Annotated in this window: 8 protein-coding genes; 6 read left to right on the top strand and 2 right to left on the bottom strand. The window is 38.0% G+C overall.

Annotated elements, in window-relative coordinates:
• The first annotated feature begins 76 nt into the window (after positions 1-76).
• Positions 77-2,371 (top strand): S9 family peptidase, encoded by a 2,295-nt coding sequence (locus AC07YT_RS06125; protein ID WP_494945224.1) that lies wholly within the window; start codon positions 77-79, stop codon positions 2,369-2,371.
• Between the two features lie 224 nt (positions 2,372-2,595).
• On the top strand, positions 2,596-3,384 hold the full coding sequence (locus AC07YT_RS06120; protein WP_086545658.1) for an NIPSNAP family protein: 789 nt from the start codon (positions 2,596-2,598) through the stop codon (positions 3,382-3,384).
• 309 nt (positions 3,385-3,693) lie between these two features.
• Here the strand turns inward: AC07YT_RS06120 and AC07YT_RS06115 are convergent, their stop codons facing one another.
• Positions 3,694-4,092, bottom strand: a complete 399-nt coding sequence (locus AC07YT_RS06115) for a LytR/AlgR family response regulator transcription factor (RefSeq protein WP_086545659.1) — start codon at positions 4,090-4,092, stop codon at positions 3,694-3,696.
• A 399-nt stretch (positions 4,093-4,491) separates the two neighbouring features.
• Here AC07YT_RS06115 and AC07YT_RS06110 point away from each other — a divergent pair, with 399 nt between their 5' ends.
• Positions 4,492-6,036 carry a glycoside hydrolase family 28 protein gene (locus tag AC07YT_RS06110; RefSeq protein WP_086545660.1) on the top strand — a complete coding sequence of 515 codons (1,545 nt, stop codon included), beginning with the start codon at positions 4,492-4,494 and terminating at the stop codon, positions 6,034-6,036.
• 15 nt (positions 6,037-6,051) lie between these two features.
• On the opposite strand, the gene AC07YT_RS06105 is transcribed toward AC07YT_RS06110, so the two are convergent.
• On the bottom strand, positions 6,052-6,492 hold the full coding sequence (locus AC07YT_RS06105) for a hypothetical protein (RefSeq protein WP_086545661.1): 441 nt from the start codon (positions 6,490-6,492) through the stop codon (positions 6,052-6,054).
• Between the two features lie 300 nt (positions 6,493-6,792).
• Between AC07YT_RS06105 and AC07YT_RS06100 the strand changes: the two genes are divergently transcribed.
• From AC07YT_RS06100 to AC07YT_RS06090, 3 genes are all read left to right on the top strand, one after another.
• On the top strand, positions 6,793-10,683 hold the full coding sequence (locus tag AC07YT_RS06100) for a TIM-barrel domain-containing protein (protein WP_086545662.1): 3,891 nt from the start codon (positions 6,793-6,795) through the stop codon (positions 10,681-10,683).
• Positions 10,684-10,973: 290 nt separating this feature from the next.
• Positions 10,974-15,026, top strand: coding sequence for a two-component regulator propeller domain-containing protein (locus AC07YT_RS06095; RefSeq protein WP_494945223.1), 4,053 nt, complete (start codon positions 10,974-10,976; stop codon positions 15,024-15,026).
• A gap of 229 nt (positions 15,027-15,255) precedes the next feature.
• Entirely contained in the window at positions 15,256-18,420 is a 3,165-nt protein-coding gene (locus tag AC07YT_RS06090) for a SusC/RagA family TonB-linked outer membrane protein (RefSeq protein ID WP_086545664.1), read from the top strand.
• Positions 18,421-18,422: the final 2 nt, after the last annotated feature.

The raw sequence follows: 18,422 nt of genomic DNA, 5'->3' as shown, positions 1-18,422 counted from the left end.
AATATTGATGTTATCCATTAAAATCTGAAGGGAATCTGCAAAACGCGAGTACTATATTTACCACAAAAAACCTGTAATGACGATTTACATCATGGCTAAAAAATCAATAGCCTTCATCTTATTAAGTTTTGTTTCTTTTCAGGTACTGGCGCAGCAAGCGGGTTTACAACCTTACGCACCAAGTGCTGCCGAAGTGGCAAATGCTTACCGGTTATCTGTTAAACTAGATACGGCACTACGCAATATTCCTACCAACAATGATCTTATTCCTTTTTGGAAAAAAGATGGAAGCGCATTTTGGTATAAAAAGAATCTTCAGAACAGAACCTGGGAATATTATGATGTAGATGCGGCAACTGGCAAACGTAAACTTGCATTTGATCATGATAAACTTGCGGAGCACATCGAAAAGATCACCGGTAAAAAACAGAACCCGCTAAAACTTCAGTTAACGGAGCTTTATTTCGCCGATCAGGGCAATACGGCAAAATTAAAAATACAACAGAAATGGTATCAGTTAAACCTGAGCGACTATAGTTTAACCCATACAAACGATAGCAGTATTTATCGTTACAATGCCAAAAGACCATTACAGCAGCGGAGATCACGCTGGCAACGAAACCGCGAATCGAGAAAATCGCCAGATGGCAAAAACGAAATCCTGATCCGTGGAGGCAACTTGTTTGTAATTGATTTAGCAACCAAAGCAGAAACCCAGCTCAGTACCGATGGTAACGCCGAAAAACCTTATGGTGAATTTGCATGGTCGCCGGATGGAAAAAATATCGTCGCCTACAAAATCGATCCGAAAGAAATTAAAAAAGTACATTATGTATTAAGTTCGGTTCCCGGTACTACGCGTGGCGAACTAAAATCAAGAGAATATGCGCAACCCGGTGATGACTTTACAGCTTATCAACCCTATGTTTTTAATGTAGCGGCTAAAACGGCGATTAAGGTAGATGCCGATCCGGTAGATTTCTTTGGTGCACCAGAACTGCATTGGCGCGATAATAACAGCCGCTATTATACCTATGAGAAAGTAGACCGCGGCCATCAACGTTTCAGGGTAATTGAAGTGGATGTTTTAACCGGAAAAACTAAAAATATTATCGACGAGAAAACCAAAACCTTCATTTATGAAAATCGCATCTATACAAGGTACTTGCCTAAAACAAATGAAATATTATGGACAAGCGAACAGGATGGGTGGCAACATCTTTATCTGGTAAATGCCTTAACCGGAAAGCAAAGCTTAATTACCAAAGGAAATTATGTAGTTAAGGATATTGATAGTGTAGATATCGTAAAACGCCAGGTTTGGTTCAGGGCAAATGGAATGCATGCCGGCGAGGATCCTTATTTTATCCATTACTACAGAATCGGATTTGATGGAAAAGGACTAATCAACCTCACGCCCGAAAAAGGTAACCATAACCTCAGCTTTTCACCTGATCGTAAATATTACATCGATACCTATTCACAGGTAAATGTACCACCGGTTAGCGAGTTAAGGTTAACGGCAAATACTAAAAAAATAAGCGAAATAGAACATGGGCAAAAAGATGCTTATTTGGCTACCGGAGTTAAACTGCCTGAAGTGTTTGTGGCCAAAGGAAGAGATGGTGTAACCGATATTTGGGGCATTGTTTGCTTTCCTTCAAAAATGGATCCGAACAAAACTTATCCTGTAATCGAGAATATTTATGCAGGTCCGCATGATAGTTTTGTGCCTAAAAGTTTCCTGCCAGCCAGTGAAATGCAAAGCATTGCCGAATTAGGCTTTATTGTGGTCCAAATTGATGGAATGGGAACGGCCAACAGGTCTAAAGCTTTTCATGATGTATGCTGGAAAAATATAGCCGATGCTGGTTTCCCCGACAGGATATTGTGGATGAAAGCGATGGCAGTTAAATATCCAAATGCCGATATTACCAGAGTGGGCATTTACGGTACTTCGGCAGGCGGACAAAGCTCAACTGGTGCATTGTTATTTCATCCCGAATTTTACAAGGCCGCGGTTTCTGCTTGTGGCTGTCACGATAACCGCATCGACAAACAATGGTGGAACGAACAATGGATGGGCTATCCGGTAGGACCGCACTATGGCGAACAATCTAACATCACAAATGCCGCTAAATTACAGGGTAACCTGTTTTTAATTGTTGGCGAAGCGGATGAAAATGTACCACCTGAATCTACCTATCGACTGGCTGATGCACTGATCAAAGCCAATAAAGATTTCGATATTTTAAGCATTCCGGGTATGGGGCATAGTGATGGCGGTATTTACGGACGCAGGCGTAAACGCGATTTCTTTGTAAAACATTTACTTAATGCCGAACCACCAAATCCGAATCTTTCAAAATAAGTTGGTTTATTGGTCATTAGTTTATTGGTCATTGGTCATTGGTCATTAGTTTATTGGTCATTAGTTTTATTGGTCATTGGTTATTAGTTCAATAGTCATTGGTCATTAGTTTATTGGTCATTGATTATTGGTACTTGGTCCTTAGTTTATTGTTCATTCAATAACGCTGTCATTCTGTTAAAATAAATTGTTACTTTGGTACATTGCATTAAATCATCCTTTTCATGTTACCAAAAATTAAAATATCCTGTCTGTTTTTACTCGTGCTATTATTTAGCGCATTTACTGTTCATGCATCGAAGATAGATTACTATCAGATCAAAATTTATCATTTGAAAACCGATGCTCAGGAAAAAACAGTAGATGATTATTTGCAGAAAGCCTATTTACCGGCACTGCACCGCTGTGGAATTGCAAAAGTGGGCGTATTTAAACCCATTTTGAATGATCAGGCTGCGGTTACAGAAAAACTTATTTATGTGTTTATCCCTTTAAAATCATTCAATGGCATGTTGGAGCTGGATAAAGAATTAGCAAAAGACGAACAATATGCCGCTGACGGTAAAAGCTACCTGGAAGCGAATTATACCGAAGCACCTTACGAACGGTTAGAATCTATTGTATTAAAGGCTTTTGAAGATGCCCCGCATTTTATGCTGCCTAATTTAAAATCACCGATGAAAGAGCGGGTTTATGAATTGAGAAGTTATGAGTCGCCTACCGAGCAGTATTTTAAGAATAAAGTTCAGATGTTTAATAAAGGCGACGAAATTGGGTTATTTAAAAGGCTGAATTTTAATGCCGTATTTTATGGAGAAGTAATTGCCGGTAGCCATATGCCTAACCTCATGTATTTAACCACTTTCGAAAATAAAGCAGATAGAGATGCTCACTGGAAGGCATTCTCTGCAGATGATTATTGGAAGAAACTTTCGGCAATGCCAGAATATCAGCATAATGTTTCTAAAAACGACACTAAGTTTGTGTACCCCACAGACTATTCTGATTTTTAAGAAAGATAATAATCCCGGCCATAAAGATTCTGAAATAAATTCAGAATGACGTATTTCTTTTGACTTATACTTAAAAAACTTAATGTCCTTAACTCCTTAATGGTGAAAAGTTAGCGGTGAAAGAAGCTAGAAGCAAAAAACTAATCTAAACGCTCTGGAAATCTATGTTTTCATAGTGAAAAATAATCCCGGTCATAAAGATTCTGAAATGAATTCAGAATGACGTATTTCTTTTGACTTATACTTAAAAAACTTAATGTCCTTAACTCCTTAATGGTGAAAAGGAGCGAGTATCCCTCATTTAGCTATTCACGAAAGCATTTCTTTGTTTTTATCTTCAGTCTGGATCAGCTGATTCACGGTATCTTCAAATTTTTTAAAATCGAGGGGTTTAAGCAAAAAATAGTTGCCTTTATCGAAGGCGTCAATGGCCTTATTGCCATGGGCACTTACAAAAACGACAAATTTCACGCTGTTTCGAAGCATTCTGGCTACGTCAATTCCCGATATTTCCATTTGGATATCCAAAAAAAGGAAATCAATTTTTCCGTAAGTCCAAAAGGCGGCCATAGCCTCTACTGGATCCATAAAACTTCCTTTAAGTTGGAGTTTGTCTATTTTGGAAACAAAATGCTCAAGTACTTTTACACTCATTTGGCTGTCATCTATAATTACACAGCTATAGGATTGGGATGTTGGGGAATTCATTATTCTGGGATTTTATAAACACTTACAAAATGCTTGCCATTCGATTTTTTTTAAAAGTTTATAATACAAAGATGCTGCATTAAAATCTAATTAATCAATGTTTTACATTCAAATAGTGTTAAAAAACAGGCTCTTTATGTGTTTTGTATTTTTTTTGATAATATACGTCATAACCATTCTTCAGTCGTGTTTATAGCGGTTTGTTGAAGTTTTTTATAAATGCTCGTTTATGATTTTCGCCATACTAAACTCCTAACAAAAAACTTTTTTGGTGCTTTTAATTTATTTAAATATTATACCCTATAGCGCAGGACAGTTAATCTGATAAGCCAATTATCTTTGTAAAGCAATAATTGCTGGACCTATAATTATTTCGCTAACCAAATAAAATTTCTGATCATGATGGTATCGATACTTATCCATAAAATAAGCAAAATTTTGCTGTTATTTCTGCTTGTTTTTCTATCATTTAGCGTTGCAGCAACGACCACAAATCAGTTTAACCTTTTAGCTGCTCCAGGTACCTTATCAGAAAATACCGTGGCCTTATTGTGGGATAAACAATATGGTTCAACGCCTATTATTTATCAGATCTCTTTAAATGGTAAAATACATGGTGATACACGAAAAACCAATTATAGCTTAGAAAATTTGATGCCGGATACCTGGTATACGGTAAGTGTAAGTATAAAAGGAAATAAAGCGACTGGCTTAAATAGTATCCGTTTTAAAACAAGGGCGAAGGGGAAAATATACAATGTTTTAGCTTTCGGAGCGAAAGGAGACGGCATAACCATTAATACAAAAGCCATTCAAACAGCGATTGATGCCTGTAGCACTGGCGGCACGGTTTATATCCCCAAAGGAACTTTCGTTTCGGGTGCTTTATATTTAAAAAGTAATATGACCCTACAAATAGAAGAGGGTGGTGTGTTAAAAGGATCAACTGTAGTAGAAGATTATTTACCCATGATTTTAAACCGTTTTGAAGGCTGGGAGCTGAAAACATATGCAAGTTTACTCAACGCAGGTACGCTTAACCGTAACGGAACTTATAATGTAAAGAATGTAAGAATTACTGGTAAAGGCACCATTAGTGGCGGAGGGAAAAAACTTGGCGATGCGATGATCAAAGCCAGTGGAATAAGAAGTAGGGGACGTTTAATCTGCTTAATGAACTGTCAGGACGTAAGTTTGTCTGATTTAACCATTACTGAACCTCCATGCTGGACCATTCATTATATTTATAGTAACAATATAACCTGTCAAAATTTAAATATCATAACGGTAAACATCCGCAATGGAGATGGTATCGATCCTGATTCTTCTACCGATGCTTATATTTTTAATTGTACTTTCGATACTGGCGACGATTGCATTGCCATTAAATCGGGTAAAAATCCAGAAGGCTTTTTTGTAGCCAAACCAACCAAAAATGTACGGATAACAGATTGTGACTTTAAACGCGGTCATGGTATTTCAATTGGCAGCGAAATGTCTGGCGGAGTTAGCGACGTTTTGGTGCAAGATTGCAAAGCCGGGAAACTATTGCATGGTATGCAGATAAAAGGAACAAAAGATAGGGGTGGTTATGTGAAAAATGTAACGGTAACCGATTGCCAACTGCTGCAAATTACCATATTTTCTGCCGTTAATTACAACAACGACGGCGAGGCCGCACCACAAATACCAACTTTCGAAAATTTTGTATTCAAGAATATCGATATGTCTATGGCATCAAATGCCGATGCAGCCATTAATATCAATGGCTTTAAAGATCCAGCTCACCGCTTAAAAAATGTAACCTTTACAAACATTACACTGCCAGAGCAGTCGAAGATTATAATAAACGATGCTGAGAAGATAAAATTTACTACTGTACAATCATTAACAGGTACCAAGCCGCAGTATATGGTAAACAATAGTTCGGAAGTATTACATTAGTTAATGGTTATTCTATTAATCTGTTCTGCCGTAAAGTGTAGCAATACCTTCTTCCGTTATCGCGAGTTTTAAGAGTTCCTTTTGAAAAACATCTATAGCGTGTGGTTCTACTATGATTTCTAACTTTAATTTATCTTTTTCATCATCCCTATACTCTGTAGCAACATTTTCTTCTAAATTGATAAGTACACTGATATGACCTGAATGATTAATCGGCGATAATTTCATTCCAAAATACGCGTAACCATCTTTTTTACCAGCTTCGTAGATCAAATCTTTTTCTGCTTTATAATTTAACAATAACCTTGCAAAATTGGCAAGGTTATCACTTGTTTCATAAACATCGGTCGTTCCTAAATATCGTCCATTAGTTGCTTGTACATTTATCTCAAACATGTGGTCATCTTTCCAAATAACCTTTATTGCTAAATACGATGGTGTAATTTGTAAGTGCATTCTATTAATTTATAAAAATAAAATCTAAGCTAATGCAATTTCATTTAAATACATATAAAGGCACACTGATCATATTTGATTGGGTATTATAGCTTAATGTCCTTAACTCCTTAATGATAGAAACTAATTCTTTATGTTATCGTATTTTCTGTCGTAAAAAATTAGATAGGCAAACGATTGCGCGGTTTTTGTCCTCAAAAACACGCTATTTCCTTTAATGTGTTTGTTAACTTTATCCCTCAGCAACTAAGTCTATTTAGCTTGTTCAACATATAAACACATAACCAAATCAAACTTTTAATGACCCCGCATTATTTTTTCAAAAATTTTAAAATAACCAGTTCCAAAAACCAACCCAAAGGCGTGGTTTTGGCATTTGCGTTTTTTTTAATTGCCGCTCCGTTTTTTGTGACTGCTCAACCGGCTGCTCAGAAAACCAATCAGGTAGCACAAAATACCACCAAAGTGCTTAGCGCAAAAAAGATCAATACCACAACTATAGAATTATTGCTTTCTGATAAGCAGACCTTAACCTTAGATTTTTATGGCGATAATATTTTTCGCCTTTTCGAAGATCCTACAGGAGGTTTTATACGCGATCCGGAAGCCAAACCTGAAGCTAAAATTTTAGTGGAAAACCCACGCAGAGCTGTTTCAAAACTGGACATAAAAGATGAGAATAATCAACTATTCATCTCTACAGCTAAGATTACGGTGCTGATTGATAAAAATACTTCGCTGATCAAAATTATCAACCTTGCTACCCAGGCTGTAGCTGTTGAAGAATTAGCGCCGATTCAATTCGAGAAAGGAAAAGTAACCCTGAGCCTAAAAGAAAATCCACAGGAATATTTTTATGGCGGTGGCGTCCAGAACGGCCGTTTCTCACACAAGGGGAAAAACATTGCTATCGAAAACCAAAACTCCTGGACGGATGGAGGGGTAGCTTCGCCAACACCTTATTATTGGTCTACCAATGGTTATGCTGTCATGTGGCATACCTTCAGCAAAGGAAGTTACAATTTTGGTGCTAAAGAAAAAGGCTTGGTAAAATTGGCACACGAAACCGATTACCTGGATGCCTTTTTTATGATTAACAATGGAGCAGTGCCTTTATTGAATGATTTTTACCAGCTGACCGGAAATCCGATTTTATTGCCAAAATTTGGTTTCTATCAGGGACATTTAAATGCTTATAACCGCGATTTCTGGAAAGAAGACGAAAAGGGAACTTTATTTGAAGATGGCAAACGTTACAAAGAAAGTCAGAAAGATAATGGCGGTATAAAAGAATCGCTTAACGGCGAAAAAAACAATTATCAATTTTCTGCACGTGCGGTAATTGATCGTTATAAAAAACACGATATGCCTTTGGGCTGGGTGCTGCCTAACGATGGTTATGGTGCAGGTTACGGCCAAACCGAAACCTTAGATGGCAATATTCAAAACCTCAAAAGTTTTGGCGATTATGCCCGTAAAAATGGTGTAGAAATTGGCTTGTGGACACAATCAGATCTTCACCCAAAACCAGAAGTAAGTCCCTTGTTGCAGCGCGACATTATTAAAGAAGCCAGAGATGCTGGTGTTCGGGTATTAAAAACCGATGTGGCATGGGTTGGTGCCGGTTACTCGTTCGGTTTGAATGGTGTAGCTGATGTAGCACAGATTATGCCTTATTATGGCAATAGCAGTCGTCCGTTTATCATCTCCTTAGATGGTTGGGCAGGTACACAACGTTATGCCGGTATTTGGTCGGGTGACCAAACGGGTGGCGTTTGGGAATATATCCGTTTCCACATTCCTACTTATTTAGGTTCTGGTTTATCAGGTCAGCCGAATATTACTTCCGATATGGATGGTATTTTTGGGGGTAAAAACCTGACCATCAATACCCGCGATTTCCAATGGAAAACCTTTACGCCAATGGAATTAAACATGGATGGTTGGGGCGCCAACGAAAAATATCCACATGCATTGGGCGAACCTGTAGCTTCGATTAACCGCAATTATTTAAAACTGAAATCAGAGCTGATTCCATATACTTATAGTGTGGCAAGAGAAGCGGTTACCGGATTGCCAATCATCAGGGCGATGTTTCTGGAGTATCCAAATGCTTATACCAAAGGTACTTCAACACAATATCAATATCTATACGGACCATCTTTCTTAGTCGCGCCAATTTATCAGGCAACTAAATCAGACGAAAAGGGTAACGATATCCGCAATGGTATTTACCTGCCGGAAGGAACATGGATTGATTATTTCACCGGAGAAAAATATACCGGAAACAGCATCCTCAACAATTTTGATGCACCGTTATGGAAGTTGCCTGTTTTTGTGAAAAATGGTGCTATTATTCCGATGACAAATCCGAATAATAATGTTTCTGAAATCAGTAAAGTAAACCGCATCTATGAATTGTATCCTTTTGGAAAAAGTTCATTTACCGAATACGATGATGACGGTGCAACAGAAGCCTATAAATTAGGAAAAGGTGCTTCTACTTTAATCGAATCAGAACTGGATCAAAAAAATAATGCATTGGTTACCATCCATCCGGCAAAAGGCGATTTTGATGGTTTTGTGAAAGAAAAAACAACTGAATTTGTGGTTAACGTTACCGAAAAACCGAAAAGGTTAACCTCAAAAGTTGGAAATAACAAAATCAGACTAAGTGAAGTAAATTCGAAATACGAGTTTTTAAAACAGTCTAACGTTTATTTCTACGATGCTACACCAAACTTAAACCGCTTTGCTACAAAAGGAAGCGATTTTGAAAAAGTGGCCATGGTTAAAAACCCGCAGTTGCTGGTTAAACTTCAATCTACCGATATTACCATCAATCCGGTAACACTTAGTATTGATGGATTTAAATTTGAACCTGCAGATAAACAACGTTTGTCAACAGGGAAATTATCGGCTCCTCTTAATGCAAAAGTAAGCGATAAAAACAGAGAAGCTTATACGCTTACCCCAAGCTGGACCAAAGTGAGCAATGCAGATTTTTATGAGATCGATTTTAATGATATGCATTATACCACAATCCGCGATACTGCTCTGTTGTTTGATGGATTATTGGCCGAAACAGCTTACACGTTTAAGTTACGTGCCGTAAACAAAGATGGCGTCTCAGATTGGACCGAGATCAAAGCCACTACCAAAACCAATCCTTTAGAATTTGCTATTCAGGGTATTGTAGCCGAAACTACGGTAGAAAATCAAGGCGGTTCTGGCATCAATAAATTGTTCGATTATGATGAGGGTAATACCTGGCATACCAAATGGGGCGTTAAGGCAGTTCCTTTTGATATGATTATTGATTTAAAATCGATCAATCAGCTGGATAAATTCCATTACCTGCCGCGTACAGGAAAAGGAAACGGAATTCTGTTAAAAGGTAAAGTATTTTATAGCAACAATAAAGAAAGCTGGACGGAAGCTGGTGCATTTGAATGGGCCAATACCGACGAAATTAAAATATTCAATTTTACTTCACATCCTGCTGCCCGTTACATCAAAATTGCTGTTGCTGATGGAGTAGGTGGTTTTGGTTCAGGAAGAGAGTTGTATGTATTTAAGGTTCCAGGTACCGAAAGTTATCTGCCGGGTGATATTAATAACGACCGTTTAATTGATCGGAACGATTTAACCTCTTACATCAACTATACCGGTTTAAGAAAAGGTGATGCTGATTTTGAAGGTTATATCAGCAATGGTGATATCAACAAAAACAACCTGATTGATGCGTACGATGTTTCAGTTGTGGCTACACAGCTCGAAGGAGGAGTGAAAAATGCTAAAACTGATAAAGTTGCAGGTAAACTCGAAATCAGTACCGCTAAACAAGCTTATAACAAAGACGAAATCGTCGAAATTAAAGTAAAGGGAATAAACCTGAAATCAGTAAATGCTTTAAGTTTTGCGCTACCATACAATGCACAGGATTATGATTTTGTAAGCGTTCAGCCTTTAAACACCAAACAAATGGATAACCTGACCAACGATCGCCTGCACACCAATGGCGCTAAGGTTTTGTATCCAACCTTTGTAAACATAGGCAACAAAGATGCTTTAAACGAAACTTCCGATCTGTTTATCCTGAAATTAAGGGCAAAACGCAAACTGCAGTTCGGACTTAAGCTTAGTGAAGGCATTTTAGTAGATAAGAATCTCAATTCAGTTAAATTTTAGTTAGTTAGTTAGTTAGTTAGTTAGTTAGTTAGTTAGTTAGTTAGTTAGTGATTAGTGCGAAGAGGTCGGTTTTTAATCGGCCTCTTTTTTTTGTCGCAAATTTGGATACAAGAAAAGATTAGGTAATAAGTTAGCAAATTGTATATTTACAAGTCATCCATTTCCAAAGAGGCAAGGGTCTAGCTAAGGCACGCTCCATCAAATTTTGTTGTTTAACTATGAGGTTAATTCGTCTGACTTGTTTTATTTTGCATTTTTTTTTGCTCTTTACCCATGTTAAAGCGCAAGAGTTGCGTACAAACAATCAACCTGTACTAACCGGCCACTATGTTATCAAAACATATGGTATAAATGAAGGGCTTCCATCAAAAAGTACAACGGCTGCTTTAAAAGATAAAAGAGGATTTATATGGGTAGGAACCGAAAACGGCCTGTGTAAATTTGATGGTTACGCTTTTAAAATCTACGTCAATATTACCGGCGATACCACTTCACTAACCAATAACTATATCAATGCGGTGGTAGAAGATAAAAATGGTGTTTTTTGGGTTGGTACGATGAATGGTTTAAATAAATTTGATCCTGTAACCGAAAAATTTGAACGTTTTTATCATAAAGAAAACAACAGAACATCACTAAGCAATAATAAAATATGGTCGTTACTCATCGACAGAACAAATAAGCTCTGGGTAGGTACCGATGATGGCTTTAACCTTTTTAACAAAAATTCAAACGCTTTCACCGTTTATCAGCCGGATTTTAAGGATCCGGATGCCATTAAAGGGAAGTCGGTTAATGCCATTGCAGAAGACAAAGCGGGTAACCTATGGTTAGGCAATTGGAGCAAAGGATTAAATAAATTCGATAAAAAAACCAAAAGCTTTAAAAATTACACACAGAAGGAAGTAGCAGGCGAAAAAAATCCAAACGATATCTGGACACTCTGTTTGGATGCGGATGGTATGATATGGATTGGTAGCTATTGGAAAGGCGATCTGTTTCGATTTGATCCAAAAAGTGAATCCTTTACTACCTATGCCAGTAAAGGAACAGGTAATGCATCAATATTTAGTGTTTTAAATTTAGGTACCGAAAAGTTACTGGTAGGTGGAAGCGCAGGTGTATTCTGGGTGAATACCAAACTAAATAAATGGGAGAAAATAGAAGAACTGGAGTTTTTTGCCAATGGCGGTTTATATCGTGATAAATCAGGAATGATATGGATTTGTGGTAAAAACGGCTTCAGCAAAATAGACTTTAACCAATATAAATTTAATTTCATTTCCCTTCCTTTTGGACAGGCAGAAATCAAATCCATCATTAGTTATGGAAAGGATTTTTGGGTAGGCACAAATAAAGGCTTATTTAAATATAATCCCGATAATCATGCTGTAAGTAAACTGCAGCATACCGGTAATCCGAATAGTTTATCCAGCTCTGAAATTATTAACCTGTCAACCGATTTAAAAAACAGGCTTTGGGTAATGGGCGAGAATGGTTTCGATCGTTACGACGAGAAAGCGAATAAATTTATCCACCATCATCACCGTTCGGCATTGGGTAGTTTTTTTAATGAAGATGTTTTTAGGGATTTAATTGAGGTAAATGCAGACGAATATTATTTGGCTACCGATGCCGGTCTGAAAGTCTATAACGATAAAACCAACAGCTATACACATTACTTTAACGACCCTAAAAACCAGGCTTCATTGAGTAATAACCATTTGTACTGCCTTTTAAAAGATGCGCAGGGAAATGTCTGGATAGGAACATACGGAAGTGGGCTCAGCCGCTTTAACCCTAAAACCAGAAAGTTTAGCAATTACATGATCAATAATTCAAAAAGGGGTGGTATTAGCAATAACATTGTAAACAGCCTCTATCTGGATTCGCATCAGAATGTTTGGGTTTGCACCCGCGATGGTCTGAATAAATATATAGCCAAAACAAACACTTTCGAAATATATTCAAAGCAGAATGGTTTTGCCAGCAATGTTTTTACCGATCTGGTGGAAGATAATAATGGCAGATTATGGGTCACAACCGAACAGGGGATTTCACTCTTTGATCCGGTAAGCAAAATGGTGAAAAATTACGACGAGAAAGACGGTGTTTATGCCAATGCCGCTATCTGTAAAAATGCAAAAGGAGAAATTTACCTGGCCGGAAGTAAAGGCATCGTTTATTTTAATCCGCAACTGCTTAAATATAATAAAACGGCGCCGGCTGTTTATTTTTCCGATTTTTCTATTTTCAATAAATTAATTCTGCCTGGTGATGATTCTCCATTAAAATTACCGGTGTATATGACCAGGGAGATTACTTTGCCCTACAGTCAGAGTGTGCTTTCTTTTGGTTTTGTTGCACTCAATTACACGCTTTCGGAAAAAAACAAGTATGCTTATTTTCTCGAAGGTTTCGATAAGAAATGGAATTATAGTGGCAGTGAACATAAAGTTACCTACACCAATTTAAATCCAGGTAAATATGTATTAAAGGTAAGGGCATCAAATAATGATGGGATCTGGAATATGGAGGGCAATTCGATCGGGATTACCATTACGCCCCCATGGTATCGTACCTGGTGGGCTTTTTGTATTTATGGACTTACCTTTTTTGGGATGATTTATGCCTACCTTAAATACCGGGAACATCGGGCAAACCTCGAATTTCAGGTCAAACTGGCCCATGTTGAAAGTGAAAAAGAGAAAGAACTAAGCGAGAAGAAACTTTCTTTTTTCACCAATGTATCGCACGAGTTCCGAACACCACTTACGCTAATTATCAATCCGGTTAAAGAACTTTTATACAAGAACGATAAGAATGTTGATACCACTGATTTAAATATCGTTTACAGGAATGCAAAACGACTTTTAAGCTTAGTAGATCAATTGTTATTGTTCAGGAAAGCAGATACTTATGGTGAAAAATTAAAAGTAGCGCCGGTAAACCTGGTGAGTTTGTGTAAGGAGGTTTTTTTATGCTTTGTGCACCAGGCCCGATCTAAGAATATCGTGCTGGATTTTATAGGTACCGATGAAGTAATTCCTTTTTATGCCGATAGGGAAAAAATAGAAATCGTGTTTTTTAACCTGCTTTCAAATGCGATCAAATTTACACCTGAAGGTGGTACGGTTAAAATGATTGTAGGCAACCGCGGGGAAGATATACAGGTAGGTATTGAAGATACTGGTTGTGGCATTACCACCGTTGCTGGAGAAAAACTCTATGAAAAATTTTACCAGGATCCTGGAAATAAATCAGCAAAAGGAGGTTTCGGTATCGGTTTGTACCTGGCGAAGAATTTTATCGAAATGCATGGCGGAACCATAAACTATACCAGCACTGAAAATAAAGGCACCATTTTTAATATCAGTTTACGCAGGGGGATAAGCCATTTTAAAGATGCCGTTATTTTGCAGGAGGCACTGGTAGATACCGATTCGTCCTTATTTAAAGAGCTGATAGAAGATGAAATAACCGCAAATAAAATTGTAGAAGCTGCAGAAGAACCATTGATAGACAGTCAGCTGGCCCTGGATTTGAAAACACTGTTGATTATTGATGACAATATCGAAATCAGAGAGTACTTAAAACAGGTTTTCAGAATGGATTATCACCTTTACGAAGCTGGCAATGGAGAGGATGGATACGATATGGTAAAAGAACTGTTGCCCGATATTGTCATCTGCGATGTTATGATGGATGGGATAACCGGGATAGAACTTTGTAGTAAAATAAAAGAAGATGTAGCCGTTTCGCACATTCCTATTATATTGTTAACGGCTATTTCTGCTCCAGAAGTTAAACTGAAAGGGATAGAAGGCGGGGCCGACGATTACATCAGTAAACCTTTTGATAAAGATTTCTTAAAAGCAAGGGTAGCCAGCATCTTAAAAAGCAAAAACGCCCTGCAAAGATATTTTTATAACGAAATTACCCTCAATTCGAACAACACCAAAATCTCTGCTGAATACAAAGAGTTTTTAGATCACTGTATTCGTATTGTAGAAGAACACCTCATCGATCCCGATTTTAATATCGATACATTGACGGCAACCATTGGTATGTCGAGATCTAATCTTTACCGTAAAATAAAATCCATTTCTGGTCAGTCGGCCAATGGCTTTATCCGTTTCATCAGATTGAGAAAAGCCGCCGAAATTTTTATCAATACCGATAAAACCATTCAGGAAACTTCCTACATGGTGGGCATTAACGATCCCAAATATTTTAGAGAGCAATTTTACAGGCTCTTTAATATGAACCCATCCCAGTACATCAAAAAATTCCGAAAGCCATTTTCCAATAATATAAATACCACAGTTAAAAAAGGTAAATAGAAAATAGATATTGCTTCTGTTTTAATAATCGGCCTCAAAATGTCGTTTTGGGTTGATTTCGGTTTGTTTACCTCTCTAATTTGGATTGTTTGTACCCCTTTTAAGTTATTTGTTGACGCTAATTTAGCCTTCCACAGTACAGCGCTATAATCGCCATACCGATAGAGAATTTCTGTCGGGTGGATGATAAAACTGAGCTGTTAACCAAATATTAAACTTGCAAACTAAAATGAGAAAAAAAGTTCAGAAGGGATTTTTGCCAAAATCCTTTACCATTAAAACACTGGCATTTCTATTTGTCTTATCCATCAGTTTCCCCGCATTGGCATCTTTAGTTTCTGTTAAAACAGGAATAAAAAACCAGCTTAAAGAAATTGTGGTAACGGGAACAGTAACAAATGAAACGGGTGCTACATTTCCTGGTGTAGCCGTTAAAATCAAGGGCACAGAGAAGGCGGTACAAACCGATGCGAAGGGTAACTATAGTATTGCTGTTGCGACTACAACAGATGTACTCGTTTTTTCTTATGTTGGCTACACGAGTCAGGAACAAACTGTAGGAAACAGAACTTCCATTAATGTTCAGCTTGGTTCAGAATCTAAAACATTAAGCGAACTCGTAGTGGTTGGTTACGGTACGCAGAAAAAGGCAACCTTAACAGGCTCAATATCGCAGGTAAAAGGAAGTGAACTGATGAAAAGCCCACAGCCAAACCTGTCGAACTCGCTGGCAGGCCGGTTTTCGGGTGTAATTGTAAACAACCGCAGTGGCGAACCCGGTGTTGATGGCTCCAGCATTACCGTAAGGGGACTGGCCACCACCGGGAGCAATAATGTGCTCATTGTTGTTGATGGTGTTCCTGGCCAGATTGGTGGCCTGGAGCGTTTAGATCCAAACGACATCGAAAGTGTATCGGTATTAAAAGATGCTTCTGCGGCTATTTATGGTAACCGGGCTGCAAATGGGGTAATATTGGTGACCACCAAAAAAGGAAAAACGGGTAAACCATCTATAAGTTACAGTTTTAACCAGGGTTTTGGTTCGCCTACCAGGTTGCCTAAAATGGCCGATGCTGCTACTTATGCACAAATTATGAACGAAATTAGTTTCGATTCAAACCCTGCAGGAGGCCTTAATCAATCTTATACCGCAGATCAGATTGAGAAATTCCGCAATGGTTCTGATCCGCTCTTGTATCCTAATACCGATTGGATTAACGAAACACTGAAAAAGACTGCGCTTCAAAGTCAGCATAGCCTTTCGGTTAATGGCGGTAGTGAAGATGTAAAATATTACGTTTCATTAGGCACGATCGCTCAGGATGGTTTATACAAAAATGGTGCAACTAAATACAATCAGTATAATTTCCGTAGTAACGTTGATGCCAATATTTCTAAATATATTAAAGTTGGTTTATCCGTATCGGGCAGGCAAGAGAACCGCGTATTTCCGCAAGTTGGGGCAGGTGATATTTTTAGATCTATCTATCGGGCAAAACCAATTGCAGCCGCATATTACCCTAATGGTTTGCCAACAACCGGAATAGAAAATGCAAACCCTGCAATGCAGGTAACCGATATCGGGGGTACCAATAAAAATCCTACACAGGTTTTAAATGGAATTTTAAGGGCTACCTTTATTATACCAGGGGTAGAGGGACTTTCTGTAGATGGCTTTTTCTCGGCAGATAAATCAAATGTATTTAGTAAAAGTTTTAACAAACCTTACCTGTTATACCAGTATGATCAAGGTACAAAAAACTTTAACAGCGTAATTGTTGGCGGTAACAACCAAAAAGCAACTTTAACCGAAAGCCATAGAAATGAGTCGCTGCTGACTTCCAATATTAAACTAAACTATGCCCGTAAATTTAACCTGCACGATATTAATGCCTTTGTAGGTTACGAGCAGAGTGAAAATCACTTAGAGTATTTTGATGCACAACGCTTTAATTTTTTATCTACCTCTTTACCCGAACTTTCTCAGGGTGGTACAGCGGCTACCGATTTCCTGAACTCTGGTTATAGTTCTAATTATAACAGACGAAGTGTAATTAGCCGTTTAGCTTATAGTTACGATGAAAAATATCTCTTCGAAGGGCAACTCCGTGTTGACGGTTCATCTATTTTTCCGCAAGGAAAACAGTATGGTGTTTTTCCATCTGCTTCTGCAGGTTGGGTAATCTCAAAAGAAAAATGGTTTAACGAAAATGTTAAATTCATTGATAACTTAAAAATCCGCGCATCGTATGGTTCTTTGGGTAATGATAATGTAAATGGTTTCCAATATTTTGATAATTATGTACTGGTTGGTAATGGATTTGTAGCCAGAGACGCCAGCAATGCGCTAACTATTCAGCCTGGTGTAAACCTGGTTAAATTGGCAAACCCGAACATTACCTGGGAGGTAGCGAAAAAACTCGATATCGGTTTTAATGCTACGGTATTTAAAAACTTTAGTATCGAAGCCATTTATTTCCAGCAAAAACGTTCTGATATCTTAACCACCCGTAATGCTTCATTGCCAGGCTCTTCAGGTATTGTAAATCCTTACGGATCTGATCCGCTGGTTCCATCAGAAAATATAGGGAAAGTAAACAGCAACGGCTTCGAAGCCACTTTAGGCTATAACCATAATGGTGAAAATTTTAAGTGGAATTTATCGGGTAACATTACCTACGCTAAAAATAAGGTAGTTTTTATTGATGAGGCCAGCGGTACCTTAGATTATCAGCGCCAAACCGGAAGAACACTAAATTCTTACCTCTTGTACAATAGCATCGGTATATTTAGAACACAACAGGAATTGGATGCTTATCCACACGTAAGTGGTGCTAAAATAGGCGACCTTAAATACTTAGATTATAATGGCGATGGCAAAATTACCGCCGATGATCAAACCAGATCAGACTATAGCAATACCCCTCAGATTACCTATGGTGTAAACTTCGGGGCCTCCTACAAGAATTTCGATGTATCATTCGTATTGTCGGGTCAGGGGCAGGTAAGCCAATATGTGTTGCCTGAAGCAGGAAGTGTAGGTAACTTTTACAGTAGCTGGGCCGATAACCGGTTTAGTGCATCAAACCCGAACGGCACTTATCCAAGAGTTACAGACCGTGCATCAAATGCCATCAGTGGCGGGCAGTTTACCAACACGTTTTGGTTAAACGATGCTTCTTTTTTAAGACTTAAAAACGTAGAAATTGCCTATAATTTAAAGGCGGCGTTTTTACAGAAAATAAATGTTTCAGGCTTAAGATTTTATGCCAGTGCATTTAACCTGCTCACCTTTTCAAAAGTTAAAGATTATGATCCCGAAGGAAACAGCGGCAGTGGCCAGTTTTATCCACAACAACGCATTATTAATCTGGGCGCTAATATTAAATTCTAAAC

Source organism: Pedobacter sp. GW460-11-11-14-TSB4, from assembly GCF_059423705.1.
The sequence above is the reverse complement of the archived record's forward strand: the minus strand, read 5'-3'. Positions and strand labels throughout refer to the sequence as shown.